The 15,906-nt window shown below is 59.0% G+C and carries 15 protein-coding genes; 7 read left to right on the plus strand and 8 right to left on the minus strand.

The window, feature by feature from the left end; genetic code table 11:
* Nucleotides 1-5: 5 nt before the first annotated feature.
* Complete coding sequence (gene hemB / locus ACSYTG_RS03540) at nucleotides 6-1,010, minus strand: porphobilinogen synthase (RefSeq protein ID WP_086645619.1); 1,005 nt, start codon at nucleotides 1,008-1,010, stop codon at nucleotides 6-8.
* A 475-nt stretch (nucleotides 1,011-1,485) separates the two neighbouring features.
* Between hemB and glyA the strand changes: the two genes are divergently transcribed.
* Entirely contained in the window at nucleotides 1,486-2,775 is a 1,290-nt protein-coding gene (gene glyA / locus ACSYTG_RS03545; RefSeq protein ID WP_086645618.1) for a serine hydroxymethyltransferase, read from the plus strand.
* A 306-nt stretch (nucleotides 2,776-3,081) separates the two neighbouring features.
* Nucleotides 3,082-4,077 (plus strand): glycosyltransferase family 2 protein, encoded by a 996-nt coding sequence (locus ACSYTG_RS03550; protein ID WP_278740858.1) that lies wholly within the window; start codon nucleotides 3,082-3,084, stop codon nucleotides 4,075-4,077.
* 39 nt (nucleotides 4,078-4,116) lie between these two features.
* Here the strand turns inward: ACSYTG_RS03550 and ACSYTG_RS03555 are convergent, their stop codons facing one another.
* Both ACSYTG_RS03555 and ACSYTG_RS03560 read right to left on the minus strand, forming a co-directional pair.
* Nucleotides 4,117-5,145: a M14 family metallopeptidase gene (locus ACSYTG_RS03555; protein ID WP_489783086.1), complete on the minus strand. Its 1,029-nt coding sequence runs from the start codon at nucleotides 5,143-5,145 to the stop codon at nucleotides 4,117-4,119.
* 189 nt (nucleotides 5,146-5,334) lie between these two features.
* Nucleotides 5,335-6,561 carry a DEAD/DEAH box helicase gene (locus ACSYTG_RS03560; RefSeq protein ID WP_489783085.1) on the minus strand — a complete coding sequence of 409 codons (1,227 nt, stop codon included), beginning with the start codon at nucleotides 6,559-6,561 and terminating at the stop codon, nucleotides 5,335-5,337.
* Between the two features lie 133 nt (nucleotides 6,562-6,694).
* Here ACSYTG_RS03560 and ACSYTG_RS03565 point away from each other — a divergent pair, with 133 nt between their 5' ends.
* The gene (locus tag ACSYTG_RS03565; protein ID WP_086645706.1) at nucleotides 6,695-7,726 is read left to right on the plus strand and encodes a mitochondrial fission ELM1 family protein; all 1,032 of its coding nucleotides are present in this window, start codon (nucleotides 6,695-6,697) and stop codon (nucleotides 7,724-7,726) included.
* 83 nt (nucleotides 7,727-7,809) lie between these two features.
* Here the strand turns inward: ACSYTG_RS03565 and ACSYTG_RS03570 are convergent, their stop codons facing one another.
* From ACSYTG_RS03570 to serB, 5 genes are all read right to left on the minus strand, one after another.
* On the minus strand, nucleotides 7,810-9,018 hold the full coding sequence (locus ACSYTG_RS03570) for an MFS transporter (RefSeq protein WP_489783084.1): 1,209 nt from the start codon (nucleotides 9,016-9,018) through the stop codon (nucleotides 7,810-7,812).
* A gap of 4 nt (nucleotides 9,019-9,022) precedes the next feature.
* Nucleotides 9,023-9,289, minus strand: a complete 267-nt coding sequence (locus ACSYTG_RS03575; RefSeq protein ID WP_086645614.1) for a metal-sensing transcriptional repressor — start codon at nucleotides 9,287-9,289, stop codon at nucleotides 9,023-9,025.
* A 75-nt stretch (nucleotides 9,290-9,364) separates the two neighbouring features.
* Nucleotides 9,365-9,787, minus strand: coding sequence for a hypothetical protein (locus ACSYTG_RS03580; RefSeq protein WP_489783083.1), 423 nt, complete (start codon nucleotides 9,785-9,787; stop codon nucleotides 9,365-9,367).
* 396 nt (nucleotides 9,788-10,183) lie between these two features.
* Nucleotides 10,184-10,378 carry a hypothetical protein gene (locus tag ACSYTG_RS03585; protein ID WP_086645613.1) on the minus strand — a complete coding sequence of 65 codons (195 nt, stop codon included), beginning with the start codon at nucleotides 10,376-10,378 and terminating at the stop codon, nucleotides 10,184-10,186.
* Nucleotides 10,379-10,425: 47 nt separating this feature from the next.
* On the minus strand, nucleotides 10,426-11,313 hold the full coding sequence (gene serB, locus ACSYTG_RS03590; protein WP_253527890.1) for a phosphoserine phosphatase SerB: 888 nt from the start codon (nucleotides 11,311-11,313) through the stop codon (nucleotides 10,426-10,428).
* Between the two features lie 30 nt (nucleotides 11,314-11,343).
* On the opposite strand from serB, the gene miaA reads away from it, so the two are divergent.
* The 4 genes from miaA (at nucleotide 11,344) to ilvC (ending at nucleotide 15,892) form a co-directional block, all read left to right on the plus strand.
* Nucleotides 11,344-12,372 carry a tRNA (adenosine(37)-N6)-dimethylallyltransferase MiaA gene (gene miaA / locus ACSYTG_RS03595; protein ID WP_489783082.1) on the plus strand — a complete coding sequence of 343 codons (1,029 nt, stop codon included), beginning with the start codon at nucleotides 11,344-11,346 and terminating at the stop codon, nucleotides 12,370-12,372.
* A gap of 39 nt (nucleotides 12,373-12,411) precedes the next feature.
* Complete coding sequence (gene ilvB / locus ACSYTG_RS03600; RefSeq protein ID WP_086645610.1) at nucleotides 12,412-14,226, plus strand: biosynthetic-type acetolactate synthase large subunit; 1,815 nt, start codon at nucleotides 12,412-12,414, stop codon at nucleotides 14,224-14,226.
* Between the two features lie 65 nt (nucleotides 14,227-14,291).
* Entirely contained in the window at nucleotides 14,292-14,810 is a 519-nt protein-coding gene (gene ilvN, locus ACSYTG_RS03605; RefSeq protein WP_086645705.1) for an acetolactate synthase small subunit, read from the plus strand.
* 62 nt (nucleotides 14,811-14,872) lie between these two features.
* Entirely contained in the window at nucleotides 14,873-15,892 is a 1,020-nt protein-coding gene (gene ilvC, locus ACSYTG_RS03610) for a ketol-acid reductoisomerase (RefSeq protein ID WP_086645704.1), read from the plus strand.
* Nucleotides 15,893-15,906: the final 14 nt, after the last annotated feature.

The raw sequence follows: 15,906 nt of genomic DNA on the forward strand, positions 1-15,906 counted from the left end.
GGTGGTTACAGGCCCGATCTTTCCCGGATGCGCTGTGCAGCTTCAATGGCAAAATATGTGAGTATGCCATTGGCTCCAGCACGGCGGAAAGCCATCAGGCTTTCCATGATGGCACGGTCGCGGTCGAGCCAGCCATTGTTGATGGCTGCCATGAGCATCGCATATTCTCCCGAGACCTGATACGCAAAAGTCGGCACGCTAAAGGTGTCTTTTACGCGGCGGATAATGTCCAGATACGGCATGCCCGGCTTGACCATGACCATGTCCGCGCCTTCGGCAATGTCCATTTCCACTTCGCGCAGGGCTTCGTCGCTGTTGGCGGGGTCCATCTGATAGGTTTTTTTGTCGCCTTTCAGCAGCCCGCCAGAGCCAAGCGCATCACGGAACGGGCCATAAAAGGCGGATGCATATTTGGCGGCATAGGACATGATGCGGGTGTTGATCAGGCCATTGGCGTCAAGGTCCTGCCGGATAACGGCAATGCGCCCGTCCATCATGTCCGAAGGGGCAATAATATCCACCCCTGCGCGGGCCTGATTAACAGCCTGCTGGGACAGGATCTGGACCGAAGCCTCATTGACCACGTAGCCATCTTCGATCACGCCGTCATGGCCGTGGTTGGTGTAGGGGTCCAGCGCCACGTCCCCGATCAGGGCCATGTCGGGGAACTCTTTTTTCAGCAGTCTGGCTGCCCGACACATCAGGTTGTCGGGGTTGAGCGCTTCGGTCCCGACGTCATCACGGGCTTCTGTCGGGGTGATGGGGAACAGGGCAAGGGCTGGAATACCCAGTTTGGCGGCTGGTTCCACATGCTTGGCAAGCCGGTCCAGCGTAACGCGGTGCGCACCGGGCATGGAGGAAACTTCGGTTGTAACACCTGTTCCTTCCATGAAAAAAATCGGCCAGATCAGGTTGCTGATGCCCAGTGAGTTTTCGGCAACCAGGCGGCGTGTCGCATCGTCAAACCGGTTGCGGCGCGGGCGGGTCAAAGGGAAACGACCAGCCATCATGGGCGGGATCTCCTTGCACGGTGTTTGCCACGGGGCAGGCTTGGCTGGTTGTCCATGGCAGCACAGGGGTGAACAAAACGGGGGGAGTATGCGCTCCTGCCCCTGTTATGCAACCCCGCTGGGGTAAAGGTCAGCTCCGCGTGGTTTTGCAATGCCCACAGTATGCGAATCCGCAGCTACCGCGGGGGCCAGCCCCCGTGCCATGCCGGGGCTGGTGCTTGTGGTGTATGCAAGCCTGTGCGGTGGGTAAAAGTGCAGGGCTGCAAAAGGGGGAGAGTTCCGCCCCTTTTGCGTTTTTCTCCTGTCAGGGGCGCAAGGAACGGAGTAAGAGAGCACCCAGCGCTTGTGTCTGTTATAAAAAGCAGTGTGGAACATGGTCTGGCAAAGAGCGAGCCAGAACCGTATAGAGTGACCACCATCTGCCGCCCGGCAGGCATGTTGCCAAACGACAGTTTGATTTTGAGGGAACACCCGAATGAGCCACACGGATCTGGACCGTTTTTTTCATGCGCCGCTGACCCAGACGGATCCGGACGTTGCGTCCGCCATTGCCGCAGAGCTGACCCGCCAGCAGGATGGGATTGAGCTGATCGCCAGCGAAAACATGGCCTCCGAGGCTGTTTTGCAGGCGCAGGGCAGTGTGCTGACCAACAAATACGCCGAAGGCTACCCCGGCCGCCGCTACTACGGTGGCTGCGTGGAAGTGGACAAGGTGGAAACCCTGGCCATTGAACGGGCAAAAACCCTGTTTGGTGCCGCTTTTGCCAACGTGCAGCCGCATTCGGGCGCCAATGCCAATCAGGCCGCGTTCATGGCCATGGGCAAGCCGGGTGACACCGTTCTGGGCATGAGCCTTGCAGCGGGTGGGCACCTTACACACGGTGCAGCTCCCAACTATTCGGGCAAATGGTTCAATGCCGTGCAGTATGGCGTGCGCCAGCAGGACGGCATGCTGGACTACGACCAGATGGAAAGCCTTGCGCGCGAGCACAAGCCCTCCATTATCGTGGCTGGTGGGTCCGCTTACCCGCGGATTATCGACTTTGCCCGTTTCCGCCGCATTGCGGACGAAGTGGGTGCGCTGCTTATGGTGGATATGGCGCATTTTGCCGGTCTGGTTGCTGCGGGCCTGTACCCCAACCCGCTGGAATATGCGGACATTGTAACCTCCACCACGCATAAAACCCTACGTGGCCCGCGTGGCGGCCTGATCCTGACCAACAGCGAAGCACTGGCCAAAAAGATCAACTCCGCCGTGTTCCCCGGTCTGCAGGGCGGCCCGCTCATGCATGTTATTGCCGGTAAAGCCGTAGCTTTTGGCGAAGCCCTGCGCCCTGAGTTCAAGGAATATCAGAAAGCCGTGCAGAAGAACGCCGCAGTGCTGGCCGAAGTGCTGGTGGAGCGTGGGTTTGATATTGTGACTGGTGGCACGGATTCCCACCTGCTGCTCGTTGACCTGCGGCCCAAAAAGGTGACCGGCAAGGCAGCGGAACAGGCACTGGAACGTGCGGGCATTACAGCCAACAAAAACGCCATTCCGTTTGACCCGGAAAAACCTGCCATTACCTCTGGCGTGCGTCTGGGCAGCCCTGCCGCTACGGCACGTGGCTTCCGCGAAGCAGAGTTCCGCCAGGTTGGTGAAATGATCGACGAAGTGCTGACCGCCCTTGCCGCTTCGGGTGGGGAAGGTGATACCGCAGTGGAAAACGCTGTGCATGAACGGGTTAAGGCCCTGTGTGCACGCTTCCCCATTTATACGCGCTAATCCGCGTTTAAATCGGTTCTGCCTTAAAAGGCGCGGGAGCTTTCTCCCGCGCCTTTTTTGCTGGTCTGTTCATGCCCGACCCGTGTGCGGCGTTTCTGCGCGTTCCTGTGGGGAGGAAGCAGGTAGACCATGACTGGAATATGAAAAGATATGCAGCCTGTTTTATAAAAAATGAAATTTATGCAGCGGCGTATACAACAGAAAAAAAATGAAATAAATACAACGCAAAAGCCTTGGACAACATGGATGGATTGAGGTGTGGAAAAGTAGTTTTCGCCATCCATATAGTAGAGTGTAAGTGATTCAATGGATGTTTCTAAGTCATTTTTAGCTGATATTAAAGTTGTGGTTTTAATACCCTGCTATAATGAAGAAATAACCATAGGGTCAGTTGTTCGGGATTTTCGGGCAGCACTGCCTAATGCGCCAATCTATGTTTATGACAATAATTCCACGGATCAGACGGTCAAAACCGCGCTGGCCGCTGGTGCCATTGTTCGCTCTGAATCCCTTCAGGGCAAAGGCTACGTGATCCGGCGCATGTTTTCAGATATTGAAGCCGATTTTTACATTCTGGTGGACGGGGATGCCACATACGAGGCCGCTGCTGCACCAGAGATGCTGAAAACCGCCTACACCAACGGGCTGGATATGGTGAATGGCGCGCGTGTTACCGACCGGGTGGATGCCTACCGGCGCGGCCATGTTCTGGGCAACAAGGTGCTTACCGGGCTTGTCACCAGTGTGTTCGGGCGCCGGTTGTCGGACATGCTTTCGGGTTACCGGGTTTTTTCGCGGCGGTTTGTCAAATCCTTTCCCGCCCTGTCTTCGGGGTTTGAGACGGAAACGGAATTTACCGTTCATGCGCTGGAACTGGCCATGCCTATTGGCGAGCAGCCAACCCGTTATGTGGAGCGGCCCCCCGGATCGGCCTCCAAGCTGAATACCTATAGCGATGGCTTCCGTATTCTGGGCATGATCATCAATCTGGTCAAACAGGAACGGCCATTGATGTTCTTTACCACCATTGGTGTGGTTGTGCTGGTTTGCGCCATTGGTCTGGGCTTGCCGGTTATTCTGGACTTTTTCCGGACCGGGCTGGTGCAGCGCCTGCCCACGGCTGTTCTGGCGACCGGGCTGGTCATTCTGGCCGTATTTTCCATGGGGTGTGGCCTTATTCTGGACAGCGTTGCGCTGGGGCGGCGGGAAACCAAACGTCTGGCCTATCTCGCGCTGCCGCCTCCTCCCCGCCTGCCCGATGCGCAGGGCGATGTTCCCCCGGTTGCAACAGCAGAGCCTTAAGGCAAACCCTGCCTTGAGCCTGTACTACCCGGCCTGATTTTAAAGAAGGCGCGCCAGCCGGACAGCCGTATGCCCCCGGCGGGGGCGCAGGTTGGGTATGACCAGCATGCAGTTGTCGTAGGGGGTGCGGATTTCGTCCATACCATCCACGGCAATCAGGGTTTGGGCGCGTTCAATAATATCTCCACCCGTATAGCGGCGCAGGAAGGCAAAGCCTGCGGTATGGGCTTCCACGCAATCGGTCACCACGGCATTGATCCCGCCTTGGTGTGGGGTGGTGGGTAAAGGCGGCCCCATGCCATGCTGGGCCAGAAACGCGCGGGCCATGCTCAGGCTGTGCTGGGTGGCGCTGCGGGTCCAGTGTTGCCCGGCTTCAAGCAGGCAGGCCCGTGCCGTGCCTGATGGCGTGGAAAAACGCTCGTAATCAATCAGGCGGGGCCCGGTGGGGTGGCCCTGATCCAGCACAACCTGTGGAGGGTTTGCCTGCTGGCAGGCCAGTGTGTTGGCCATGCGCAGGTTGCGTTCTGCCATGCTGGTCAGCAGCAGGGGGGCGGAAGGCCATGTCATGGTGTGCAGGTCAAGCAGCACGTCCACCGTGTCAATCACGGGTACAAGTTCGCGCACGCGCTGCATTTCTAGGGATGTGTGTGTGGAGTGGATAAGCTTGGGGGCCCACAGCCTGTTCATGTCCTCCTCAATATAGCGGAAGCGGGAGGGGTGGCGGGGGTCGAACGCCGCGTAGGCATCCGGGTTAAGAAAAATCAGGCTCAGCCGCCCCCGTGTGGGGGTAGGGGGCGTTGCCAGCAGGTGGGTAAGGGCTCCGGCCCCGGCATATTCGTTGCCGTGCATCAGGGCCGTTATGGCAATGTGGGGGCCGGGCCTGTGGCTTTCAAAATGATGGACCCCTCTTATGCCGCAGTTCCCCTGCACCCATGGTGTTATGTCCGGCAAGGGGTCTTGCGGTGGTGCGTGGGGGAGCGGTGGCGGAGGGGGAGGCAGAACCTCTGGCAGGGTGCGGAAGCGGTAGGAGCTTTTGCCACCCCGTTTGCGCTTTGCGGCACAGCTCATGGCTGCCCCGGTGCTTTGCAACGGAGTGTTGTCCCCAAAGATTGGCACAATGGGTGAGGGAGAAAAAAACTGCACCACATGAGCCTGAGTATGGTTCGGGTTGCGTGTGGCTGCAATCCCCTCCCTGCACGGTGGTGTGGAGGTGTTGCGGGCATGGGGAGCATGCCCGTGTTGTGGTGGCGGGTGTGGTTATGCGCCTTTGGTTTTTGGGCGCGGCTTACCTGCCACAGCGCGCGGGCCAGACGGCGTTGCAGGCGGGAGTGCCTGCTCCGTGCTGAGCACGCGGAGTTTGACATGCGCGCCAACCTCCACCTGCCGCAGGCGCTTGCGTTCGGCCCCCGAACACAGGGTGAGTGCGGAGCCCTTCTGCCCCGCGCGGCCTGTGCGGCCAATGCGGTGCAGGTAGGTTTCGGGCTGTTCGGGTACGTCGTAGTTAATAACTTGCGTAACTGAGGCAATATCCAGCCCACGGGCGGCCACATCGGTTGCGACCAGAATAAACAGGCGGCCAGAGCCAAAGCTGGCCACAGTGCTGGTGCGTTTGTCCTGTGTCAGGTCCCCATGCAGGGGGGCCACGGCCAGACGTGCTTTTTTGAGTGTGGCGGCCAGCACATCCGCCTCCGCTTTGGTGCGGACAAACACAATGCTGCGTGTTTTGGGGCTGCGACCAAAAAATGTCTTGAGGAAGGCGGCCTTCTGTTCGTCTTCCAGAAACAGCACACCCTGACGGATGGCGGGGCGCTCCTCGGGTGGTTTTTCAACACTCAGTTCCACCGGCTTGTACACAATGCTGGCCAGCATGGCCTTGCACGCGGCCGGCATGGTGGCGGAAAAAGCCAGTGTCTGGCGCGGTGTGGGCAGGTAGTTGAGGATCGTGCGGGTTTCCTCCTCAAACTCGTGGGTGAACAGGCGGTCGCACTCGTCCATTACAAGCTGGAAGCAGTCCGTAAGGTCGCATGTGCCTGTGCCAATAAAATCCAGCAGACGCCCCGGTGTGGCAATAAGAATACGGCTCATGCCGCTGGTCTGGATGAGTTCTGCGGCCTGCTCGTCCCGGTCCGCGCCGCCATACAGGCAGATAATGGGGGGGGTATGCGTTCTGGCGTTTGCCTGCTTTTTGCCCCCTTCGCCCAGACAGGTGTGAAAGACCTTGGCGGTCTGCAACACAAGTTCACGCGTGGGCACCATAACCAGCAATGTACGGGGTTTGCGGGCCTTGAGCAGCCTGTGCAGCATGGGCAGCGCATAAGCTGCGGTTTTGCCCGTGCCGGTCGGGGCGGTGGCCAGAATGTCCCGCCCTTCCAGTGCTGCGGGAATGGCCGCTAGCTGGATGGGGGTCGGATGTGTCATTCCCGCCTGCTGTGCATGGGCGCAAAGGGCTGGGGACAGACCCGTATCCTTGAAGCTAGCGGACATACTGTTGCCTTTCTCGTGGTCTGGAATGCGTACAAGGTGCCTTGCTTTTAAAGACAAACCGATAGCAAGGACAAAGCGGACCATGCAGGGCGCGTGGTTGCAAAGGCCGATGTGTAGCGGAGGAATGCGCGTTATGGCGAGCGCAATGTATGCAGGTGCGCAAACTGGCTCGAACCCGGTAGAGGATTTGCCGCGTGCGGCACCCCACGCTTTTGTGGTGGGGGAAAATTTTGCCGGTATGCGTTCGCAGGCATTGGGGCTTGCCCACCGTGCCGGGTGGGACGGTACGTTCCAGCCCGTATGCCCCAGCCGTGTGGCGCGTGTGGCACTGGCTGGCCCGCGCTGGCTTGGTCGCACATGCCTGCGTGGTAGCAGCGGGCAGATGCTGGAATCCCACAAGGACCTGCTGCGCGCGGATGTGGTGATCAGCATTGGCGGCAAGGGTGGCGCCATTGGCGCAGCCCTGCGCGCGCACCACCGCCCGGTGGTGCAGATTCAGAACCCCCGGCAGTCGCTCGCCCGTTTTGACCTGATTCTGGCCTGCCGGCATGATGATATTTCTGGCCCCAATGTTCTGCTCGGCCGCACCGCGTTGCATGGCCTTACCCCCGAGGAGCTTGCAAGTGCCCGGCAGGAGTGGGAGCCACGGTTTGCCCATTTGCCCCGCCCGCTGGTAGCCGCCCTTGTTGGTGGCTCCAACGGACGCTTCCAGCTGGGTGAGGCAGAAGCCCGCAGGCTGGCCCATGTGCTGGTGCAGACCCGCAAGGATGAAGGCGGCAGCCTGATTGTGACCGCCTCCCGCCGGACAGACCCGCAGGCACTGGCCGCGCTCAAGGAAATTATAGAACCCGCAGGCGGCTTTGTATGGGATGGGGAAGGGGATAACCCCTATATCGGACTGATCGCCTGTGCCGACAGCCTGCTTGTAACCATAGACAGTGTTTCCATGATGTCCGAATCCGTGGCAGGGCGTGCGCCTGTTACGGTTTTTCCGCTGCCTGGCAAATCCCGCCGGATCAATGAGTTTGTTGAGGAACTCGAACTGGCCGGGCGCGTGCGTGTGCTGGGTGAGAGTGCTATCCGCCTGCCCACGCCATGGTACGTAACCCCACTGGATGATACGGCCGAACTGGTGGGGGAAATGCATAGCAGGCTCGGCTTCTAGCCAGCCTATAGTGCATGGAAGGCAGGGGCAGTACCCAGTGTGCTGCCTCCGGCCCAGTATTGGGCTGGCTGGAATGTATCAGGCTACAGGGGAGCCGGTTCGGGGGTGTCCGGGTTGTCTGCGGGCCAGACCAGAGACGCCAGTGCCGTGGCCATAACGGCCAGCACGCATAACCCCATAGCGGCAACAGGCAGCCCAAACGCAGCCCCCACACGCCCGGCCAGTGGGTAAGCCAGTAACCAGCATAAATGAGAGAGCGAAAACTGGGCCGCGAACAGTGCGGGCCTGTCCTCCGCCGTGCCGGAGCGGCGGAGCAGGCGGCCAGACGGTGTTTGTGCAACGGAATACCCAACGCCCAGCACGGCCCAGAGTGGCAGTAGCCAGCCATAGCTGGGCACGCTTATGGCCAGAGCAGCCCCCACACACAACACACTGGCCCCACCCAGCATAACCGTGCGGTCTGCCCTGCGTGCCAGCACCCGGGGTAAGCCAAGGGCTGCCAGCATGGAGCCCGCCCCAAAACAGGCCAGTGCGAGCGCTGTTGCGCTCTGCCCCAGCCCGAATGTGCCCTGCACATAAACAACCGTGTTGACCAGCACGATGGAGGCTGCCGCGGCAACGGCCATGTTAATACCCAGCAGGCCCCGCAGGCGCGGAGTAGCAAGGTAGAGGCGTATGCCACGGGTTGTGCGCTCGTACACACTCCGGTGCGGTGCAGGTCTGGGGGCGGGCAGGCGAACAGACATGACAAGAGCGGCAGAACCCAAAAAGCCCAGCGCAGTCCCCACGAACAGGGCGTGGAAGGACACGACACTCAACAGGGCTGCGGCCAGTAACGGGCTGAGTACGCTCTCCATGTCATACGCAATGCGGGAGAGGGAGAGCGCATCGGTATAATCCTGCTCGTCGGGCAGAATATCGGGGATGGTCGCCTGAAACGTCGGTGTAAATGCAGCCGAAGCCGCCTGGAGGGCAAAGATCAGAACGTAAATCTGCCAGACCGTGTTCACAAACGGCAGGCAGGCGGCCACACCACAGCGTACAAGGTCCAGCAGAACCAGTGCCGTGCGGCGGGGCAGGTGGCCTGCAAAAGCTGCGGCAAGGGGGGCTAGGCCCACATAAGCCAGCATTTTTATGGCCAGTGCGGTGCCCAGCACAGCCCCGGCATGCCCCCCCGCTACGCGGAAGGCCAGCAACCCCAGTGCAACGGTGGCAAGGCCTGTGCCGGTCAGGGCAACAAGCTGTGCCCCAAACAGGTGGCGGTAGGTGCGGTGGCGCAAAACATGCAGCATGCGTTTACAGGTATTTGGTCAGGGCGGCAAAAGCCTGCAAGGCGTCCTCGCGGCTCATCTCGCCTGCGGCAATGGCGTCTATAATGCAGTGCTCAAGGTGGTCCTGCACCAGCATGCGCTTGGATTTGCGGATCGTGCTTTCCACGGCCTCAAGCTGTTGCGCAAGGTCGGAGCAGCTTCGGCCTTCGTCGAGCATGGCAATAACTTTGGCAAGGTGCCCGTGGGCCTGTTGCAGTTGCCGCCGGATAAGGGGGTGAGAATGATGAACCATACATCACCCTACCCTAGGGGGGAGGGGTAGGCAACGCACAAACACACGTTGGAATAGAAGTAGGATTGAACTTTTTTAAAATTTCACCGGAATAAATCTGGATTTATCAAATCCAACGTTATTTTCTTCGAAAATATGGTTCAATTTCTTCCAATAAGCCTGATCATTCCCAGATATATTCCATTCATCCAAAAACTCCTGTCCTTTATCAGTCAAATAAAACTGATGGGTTGACCATATCGCAAGACCACTAAACTCATTAGGAGAGTTTTGAGACATTTGTTCAAAAATATCTTTTAGCTCTTCGGGGGGTGGCCCTTCATCAGGGTAATCGATCCACATTAGATGAGAGTAGATCATTCTATATATAAAATCCAAAACATCCTGGCACCACTTTTTTGAATAGGTCCATGGCTCATAAACTGGATACATACAGAAAGGATCAGATATTTCACCACCATTGATGCTAAGTATTGATTCTTTATAAAGGTTCAGCATTATTGTTACTTTTCTGTGATTTTAAAATTTATTATTTAGGAAATGTATTGCATATTTTTTGGTTTTTACAGTTTCTATATCGTCTGCTGTGCAAAAACTTGCTGATCCAGAAGGTCTATATGTTGTAGTATTTCCGTCAGAAAATTTTGCACCTCATGCTCCGGCCTGTTCTTTAATGGTCAAGGGTTTGACTCATATAGATATTAGTTGCTGGGATTATCCGCGGATCAAAGCTGTTCGTCAGTGAGTGATTGGCGCTCGAAGGGATACGTGAGAGCGTACCTCATAGGTACAAAGTTGTAGGGAGGTCTAAACTCTTTCGAGGTAGCTTTACACTGGAAACCGTTGGGGATCGCAATGCGATGCTCAGTTCAGTAAATTAATGAAGTCCTGACCTTAGATCCAGATGCTGCCCAGCAGCAGAATGGTGCCGACAATCAGCGCTGCCACATGCCGCATGACGTGCTCGGGTGTGTCCTGTGGCAGAGTCAGGTAGAAGTTGAAGCAGTACAGCACCAGCCCCACGCCCAGTACAATACTGATGACGCGGGCTATGGGGTAGGTTGAAATATCCCTTGGGTCAAACTGCATGGTGCTGCCTTACTTTTTTACAGGCGCTCAGCGGCTGGTGTTACGAGTTATGCGCTTACAAAGGCGGATGCGGGGTAGCCCTGCATGAATAGTGCCGTGCGGAGCGAGGTATGGTTGATCTGGGCCGCTACGGCCTGACGCACAACCGGCTTGGCAAAAAAGGCAATGCCCAGCCCTGCGGCGCGCAGCATGGGCAGGTCGTTTGCGCCATCGCCAATGGCCAGAGTAGCCTCGGGGGCCAGCTTGTGGCGCGTGCTGAGTTGTTCCAGCAGGTCCAGTTTGGTTTGCGCGCCCAGAATGGGCAGGCCGGGGGCACCGCTCAGGTGGCCGGTCGCATCGGTCAGCAGGGTATTGGCGTGGTTTTCCTCAAACCCGCAAAGGGCGGCCACGCGGGAGGTAAAAAAGGTAAACCCGCCCGATACCAGCGCCGTGTAGGCTCCATGCGCACGCATGGTGCGCACCATTTCCACCGCGCCGGGGTTCAGGCGTACATCCTGCCATGCTTTTTCCAGCAGGCTTTGGGGCTGGCCTTTAAGCAGGGCTACGCGTTCGCGCAGGGAGGTGGCAAAATCCAGCTCGCCGTTCATGGAGCGGGTGGTAATGGCGGCAACCTTGTCCCCAATACCGGCAAGGGCTGCCAGGTCATCGAGTGTTTCGTTGGCGACAATGGTGCTGTCCATGTCCGAGACCAGCAGTTTTTTGCGGCGGCCCTCTGCGGGGGTCAGTACCACGTCCATCTTGCTGCCAAGATGTGTGTGTAACTGGGCCAGCACGTCTGGCGCGCAGGTCGGGCAGGGAATATCCACTGCCTCCCCGGGGGAGAGGATAACGGTTTCACCCTGGGCACGGATAATATCACGCGCGAGGGAGATTGTGGCGGTATCGAGTGTTGTTGCCTCACGGGGGGCAACAAGGGTCAGAACAAGGCTCGTCATGGCACTTGGGTGTGTGGCAGGAATACGGACATGAAGCAAGCAGAACACCCATGCCCCAGCCCGGCAACCCGCTACACGCAAAGCCAGCCCCCGGCCCTTGTGCTGGCAGGGCCGACCTGTTCGGGCAAATCCGCCCTAGCACTCAGGCTGGCCCAGCAGTTGGGGGGCGTGGTCATTAACGCGGATTCCATGCAGGTTTATAAAGACCTGCGTGTGCTGACGGCCCGCCCGGACAAGGCGGAAGAACAGCGCGTGCCGCACCGGTTATATGGTGTGCTGCCCGCCGCCCATAAGGGGAGCGTGGCATGGTGGCGCGAGCAGGCGCTGGCAGCCATGCAGCAGGCATGGCACGCGGGGCAGTTGCCCATACTATGCGGGGGCACGGGCATGTATATGCGCGCCCTGACCGATGGACTGGCCCAGATTCCACAAAGCCCCCCCGCCGTGCAGCAGGCTGCCCGCACTCTGGTGGTGGAGGAAGGGGCCCCCGCCGTGCATGAGCGGCTTATGGCGGTGGACCCGCAAACGGCATCACGCCTCAAGCCAGTGGATTCGCAGCGTGTGGCCCGTGCGTGGGAGGTATGGCAGGCCACAGGCCATGGGTTGGACTGGTGGCTGGCCCAGCCCGGCCTGCCGCCCGCCCCGGCCCGGTTTGTCGCTGTGCGTCTGGACCCGTCCCGGGTGGAACTGCGTGCGCGCATACAGGCCCGGTTTACCGCCATGCTGGAGCAGGGCGGCGTGGAGGAGGTGCGCGCTCTGTTACAACAGAATCTGGACCCGGACCTGCCCGCCATGCGCGCCCATGGCGTGCCCGAACTGGCCGCCATGCTGCGGGGGGAGATTACACAGGCCGAAGCCGCAACCCGTGCCGTTGCCGCCACAGGGCGCTACACCAAGCGGCAGGCCACATGGTTTGCCCACCATCCGCTTACTGCGGAGGGGCTGACCTGTATGGTTAATGCCTGTTTTTCCGATTTTGAGCAATTTTCGGAAAGAAAGTATGATGAAATTGTTTCTTTTATTCTAAAGGGGATTGACGCACCCAATATCGGGTCCTAAACAGGCGACCTGCTCCCAATTCCGGGAAGAGAGGACGCTATGACACGCACAACGGGTTCGACCACACTGGACGCTCAGACAACCACCACCCTGCCGGGTGCGGAAGTTCTTTTGCGCGCATTGGTCGAACAGGGTGTGGAGGTTATTTTTGGCTACCCCGGTGGCGCCGTTCTTCCTATTTATGATGCCCTGTTCAAGCAGAATCACATCCGCCACGTTCTGGTGCGCCACGAGCAGGCGGCCGTGCACGCGGCGGAGGCCTATGCCCGCTCTACCGGCAAGGTGGGGGTGGTGCTGGTGACCAGTGGCCCGGGGGCGACCAACGCCGTAACCGGCCTTCTGGACGCCATGATGGATTCCATTCCGCTGGTCTGCCTGTCCGGGCAGGTGCCCACCCCCCTGATTGGCAATGACGCTTTTCAGGAAGCGGATACAACGGGCATTACCCGCCCGGTTACCAAATACAACTATCTGGTGCGCAAGCCTGAAGATCTGGCTCCTGCGGTGCATGAGGCTTTTGCCATTGCCCGCTCCGGCCGCCCCGGCCCGGTGCTGATTGACCTGCCCAAGAACATTACGGTGGGCGATGCCCCTTATGTGGAGGCACACGCCGTAACCCCGCGCACCACCCGCATGGGTTCCCAGCCAGACCGTGCGGCCATTACCCGCGCCGTGGCAGCCATGAAGGCAGGCAAACGCCCGCTGTTTTACACGGGTGGCGGGGTTATCAACTCCGGCCCGCAGGCCAGTGCCGCTTTGCGCCGGTTGGTGGAGTTGACGGGTTTTCCCGTAACATCCACGCTCATGGGGCTGGGGGCGTTCCCCGGTACGGACCAGCGATTCCTTGGCATGCTGGGCATGCACGGGACGTATGAGGCCAATCTGGCAACCCACGGCTGCGATGTGCTGATCGCCCTTGGCAGCCGGTTTGATGACCGGGTAACCGGGCGGCTGGATGCGTTCTCCCCCAGCTCGTTCAAAATCCATGTTGATATTGATCCCTCCCAGATCAACAAGATCGTGCATGTCAACGAAGGCATTGTGGGGGATGTCGGGCAGATTATCGATCTGATGATCGAAGAGTGGGAAAAACAGCCCGCTTACGCCCATAAGTCTGACCTGGATGCCTGGTGGACACAGATTGAAAGCTGGCGCGCGCTGGACTGCCTGCGCTTTGGGCAGGACAAGGCCCCCGATGCCGTGATCAAGCCGCAGCAGGCCATCCAGCGGATTTACGAACTGGCACGCCAGACCGGGCGGGATACGTACGTTTCCACCGAAGTCGGGCAGCACCAGATGTGGGCGGCGCAGTTCTTCCGCTTTGATGCCCCCAACCGCTGGCTGACATCGGGCGGGCTTGGCACCATGGGCTACGGCCTGCCTGCTGCCGTTGGCGCGCAGATTGCGCACCCCGATGCGCTGGTTATGGATATTGCGGGGGAAGCCTCAACCCTGATGAATATTCAGGAACTGGGGACCATCGCGCAGTACCGCCTGCCGGTTAAGATTTTCATCATCAACAACCACTACATGGGTATGGTCCGCCAGTGGCAGGAACTGCTGCACGGTTCGCGCTATTCGGAAAGCTATTCCGATGCCCTGCCGGACTTTGTAAAGCTGGCGGAAAGTTTCCATGCCACCGGCCTGCGCGTGACCCGGCTGGACGAGCTGGATGCCACCATCCAGAAGGCGCTGGAGCATAATGGCCCCGTGCTGGTGGATATTTGCGTGGCGGAGGGGGAAAACTGCTTCCCCATGATTCCATCTGGTGCCGCCCATAACCAGATGATCCTTGGCCCGGAGCAGGAAGCAAGCAGTGCCACGATCAGCAAGGAAGGGCAGATGCTGGTCTGATTGGCCAGTTCTGTTCTTTTAGGTTCCGTCTTGTCCCTTCTGCCTTGATTGCGAGAAACATGAGTATGCAGGTCGAAGTTTCCGGTTCCGCTGTTATTTCCCTTCTGGTGGATAACGAGAGCGGGGCTCTTGCCCGTATTGTGGAGCTGTTCTCGGGCCGTGGCTACAACATCCAGAGCCTGACCGTGGCTCCGGTGGATGAGCATGGCCACACTTCCCGTGTGAACATTGTCACCACGGGCACGCAGTCTTCCATCCGGCAGGTCAAAACGCAGCTTGAGCGGCTTGTGCCCGTCTCGCGCGTGGTCAACCTTACGGCGGAAGGGCCTTATGTTGCGCGGGAAATGGCTCTGGTCAAAGTGGTGTCCTCTGGCGAGCCACGGACCGAAGCCCTGCGCATTGCACAGGCTTTTCGGGCACGGGCGGTTGATACAACCGCCAGTTCCTTTGTGTTTGAACTGACCGGCTCCACAGACAAGCTGGACAGTTTTATTGAGCTGATGCGCCCGCTCGGGCTTGTTGAGGTGTCCCGCACCGGGGTTGCCTCCATTTGCCGCGGGCCGCAGACAATTCAGAACTTCTGAAGTATAGACAGGTGCAACGCCGGGGACTGACCCCCGGCAACAGGGAGAAAAGTATAATGGCTATGCGCGTGTATTATGATCGTGACGCCGACGTTAACCTGATCAAGTCCAAAAAGGTGGCCGTTATCGGTTACGGCAGCCAGGGCCATGCCCATGCCAACAACCTGAAGGACAGCGGTGTTTCCGACGTTGTGATCGGCCTGCGTGAAGGCTCCACGGCAGCGGAAAAAGCCCGCAATGCTGGCTTTACGGTTATGACGCCCGACAAGGCCGCTGCCTGGGCAGACGTTGTTATGGTGCTGACCCCCGATGAAGGCCAGGGCGCACTGTACACCGAATCCCTGGAAAAGAACCTCAAGCAGGGTGCAGCACTTGCCTTTGCTCATGGTCTGTCCATCCACTTCCGCCTGATCGAAGCCCGCCCTGACCTGGACGTGTTCCTGATCGCACCCAAAGGCCCCGGCCACACCGTGCGTTCCGAATACCAGCGTGGCGGCGGCGTGCCCTGCCTGGTGGCCATTGCACAGGACAAGTCCGGCAAGGCTCTGGACATCGCCCTGTCCTACGCATCCGCCATTGGTGGTGGCCGTGCAGGCACGATCGAAACTTCCTTCAAGGAAGAAGTGGAAACCGATCTGTTTGGTGAACAGGCCGTGCTCTGCGGTGGTCTGGTCGAGCTGATCCGCGCTGGCTTTGAAACGCTGGTTGAAGGCGGTTACGCCCCGGAAATGGCTTACTTTGAATGCCTGCACGAAATGAAGCTGATCGTGGACCTGATCTACGAAGGCGGCATTGCCAACATGAACTACTCTATCTCCAACACTGCGGAGTATGGTGAGTACGTGTCCGGCCCGCGCGTGATCACGGCGGAAAGCAAGAAGGCCATGAAGGACATCCTGACGGACATCCAGAACGGCACCTTCGTGCGTAACTTCGTGCTGGAAAACAAGTCCGGCAACGTGTTCTTCAAAGCAACCCGCGCTCGTAACGATGCCCACCAGATTGAAGCCGTTGGCGAAAAACTGCGTGGCATGATGCCCTGGATCGCCAAGTCCCGTCTGGTTGACAAAACCAAGAACTAAGACCGCGACCCTTA

Source organism: Acetobacter sp. ESL1128, from assembly GCF_058505085.1.

What these genes read in the sequence shown, in the direction of transcription:
- miaA (WP_489783082.1), top strand. Translation starts at nt 11,344, where the DNA reads ATGAAGCAAGCAGAACACCCATGCCCCAGCCCGGCAACCCGCTACACG.
- ACSYTG_RS03560 (WP_489783085.1), bottom strand. Translation starts at nt 6,561, where the DNA reads ATGTCCGCTAGCTTCAAGGATACGGGTCTGTCCCCAGCCCTTTGCGCC.
- hemB (WP_086645619.1), bottom strand. Translation starts at nt 1,010, where the DNA reads ATGATGGCTGGTCGTTTCCCTTTGACCCGCCCGCGCCGCAACCGGTTT.
- ilvN (WP_086645705.1), top strand. Translation starts at nt 14,292, where the DNA reads ATGCAGGTCGAAGTTTCCGGTTCCGCTGTTATTTCCCTTCTGGTGGAT.
- ilvC (WP_086645704.1), top strand. Translation starts at nt 14,873, where the DNA reads ATGCGCGTGTATTATGATCGTGACGCCGACGTTAACCTGATCAAGTCC.
- ACSYTG_RS03585 (WP_086645613.1), bottom strand. Translation starts at nt 10,378, where the DNA reads ATGCAGTTTGACCCAAGGGATATTTCAACCTACCCCATAGCCCGCGTC.
- glyA (WP_086645618.1), top strand. Translation starts at nt 1,486, where the DNA reads ATGAGCCACACGGATCTGGACCGTTTTTTTCATGCGCCGCTGACCCAG.
- ACSYTG_RS03565 (WP_086645706.1), top strand. Translation starts at nt 6,695, where the DNA reads ATGGCGAGCGCAATGTATGCAGGTGCGCAAACTGGCTCGAACCCGGTA.
- ACSYTG_RS03575 (WP_086645614.1), bottom strand. Translation starts at nt 9,289, where the DNA reads ATGGTTCATCATTCTCACCCCCTTATCCGGCGGCAACTGCAACAGGCC.
- ACSYTG_RS03580 (WP_489783083.1), bottom strand. Translation starts at nt 9,787, where the DNA reads ATGCTGAACCTTTATAAAGAATCAATACTTAGCATCAATGGTGGTGAA.
- ACSYTG_RS03550 (WP_278740858.1), top strand. Translation starts at nt 3,082, where the DNA reads ATGGATGTTTCTAAGTCATTTTTAGCTGATATTAAAGTTGTGGTTTTA.
- serB (WP_253527890.1), bottom strand. Translation starts at nt 11,313, where the DNA reads ATGACGAGCCTTGTTCTGACCCTTGTTGCCCCCCGTGAGGCAACAACA.
- ilvB (WP_086645610.1), top strand. Translation starts at nt 12,412, where the DNA reads ATGACACGCACAACGGGTTCGACCACACTGGACGCTCAGACAACCACC.
- ACSYTG_RS03570 (WP_489783084.1), bottom strand. Translation starts at nt 9,018, where the DNA reads ATGCTGCATGTTTTGCGCCACCGCACCTACCGCCACCTGTTTGGGGCA.
- ACSYTG_RS03555 (WP_489783086.1), bottom strand. Translation starts at nt 5,145, where the DNA reads ATGAGCTGTGCCGCAAAGCGCAAACGGGGTGGCAAAAGCTCCTACCGC.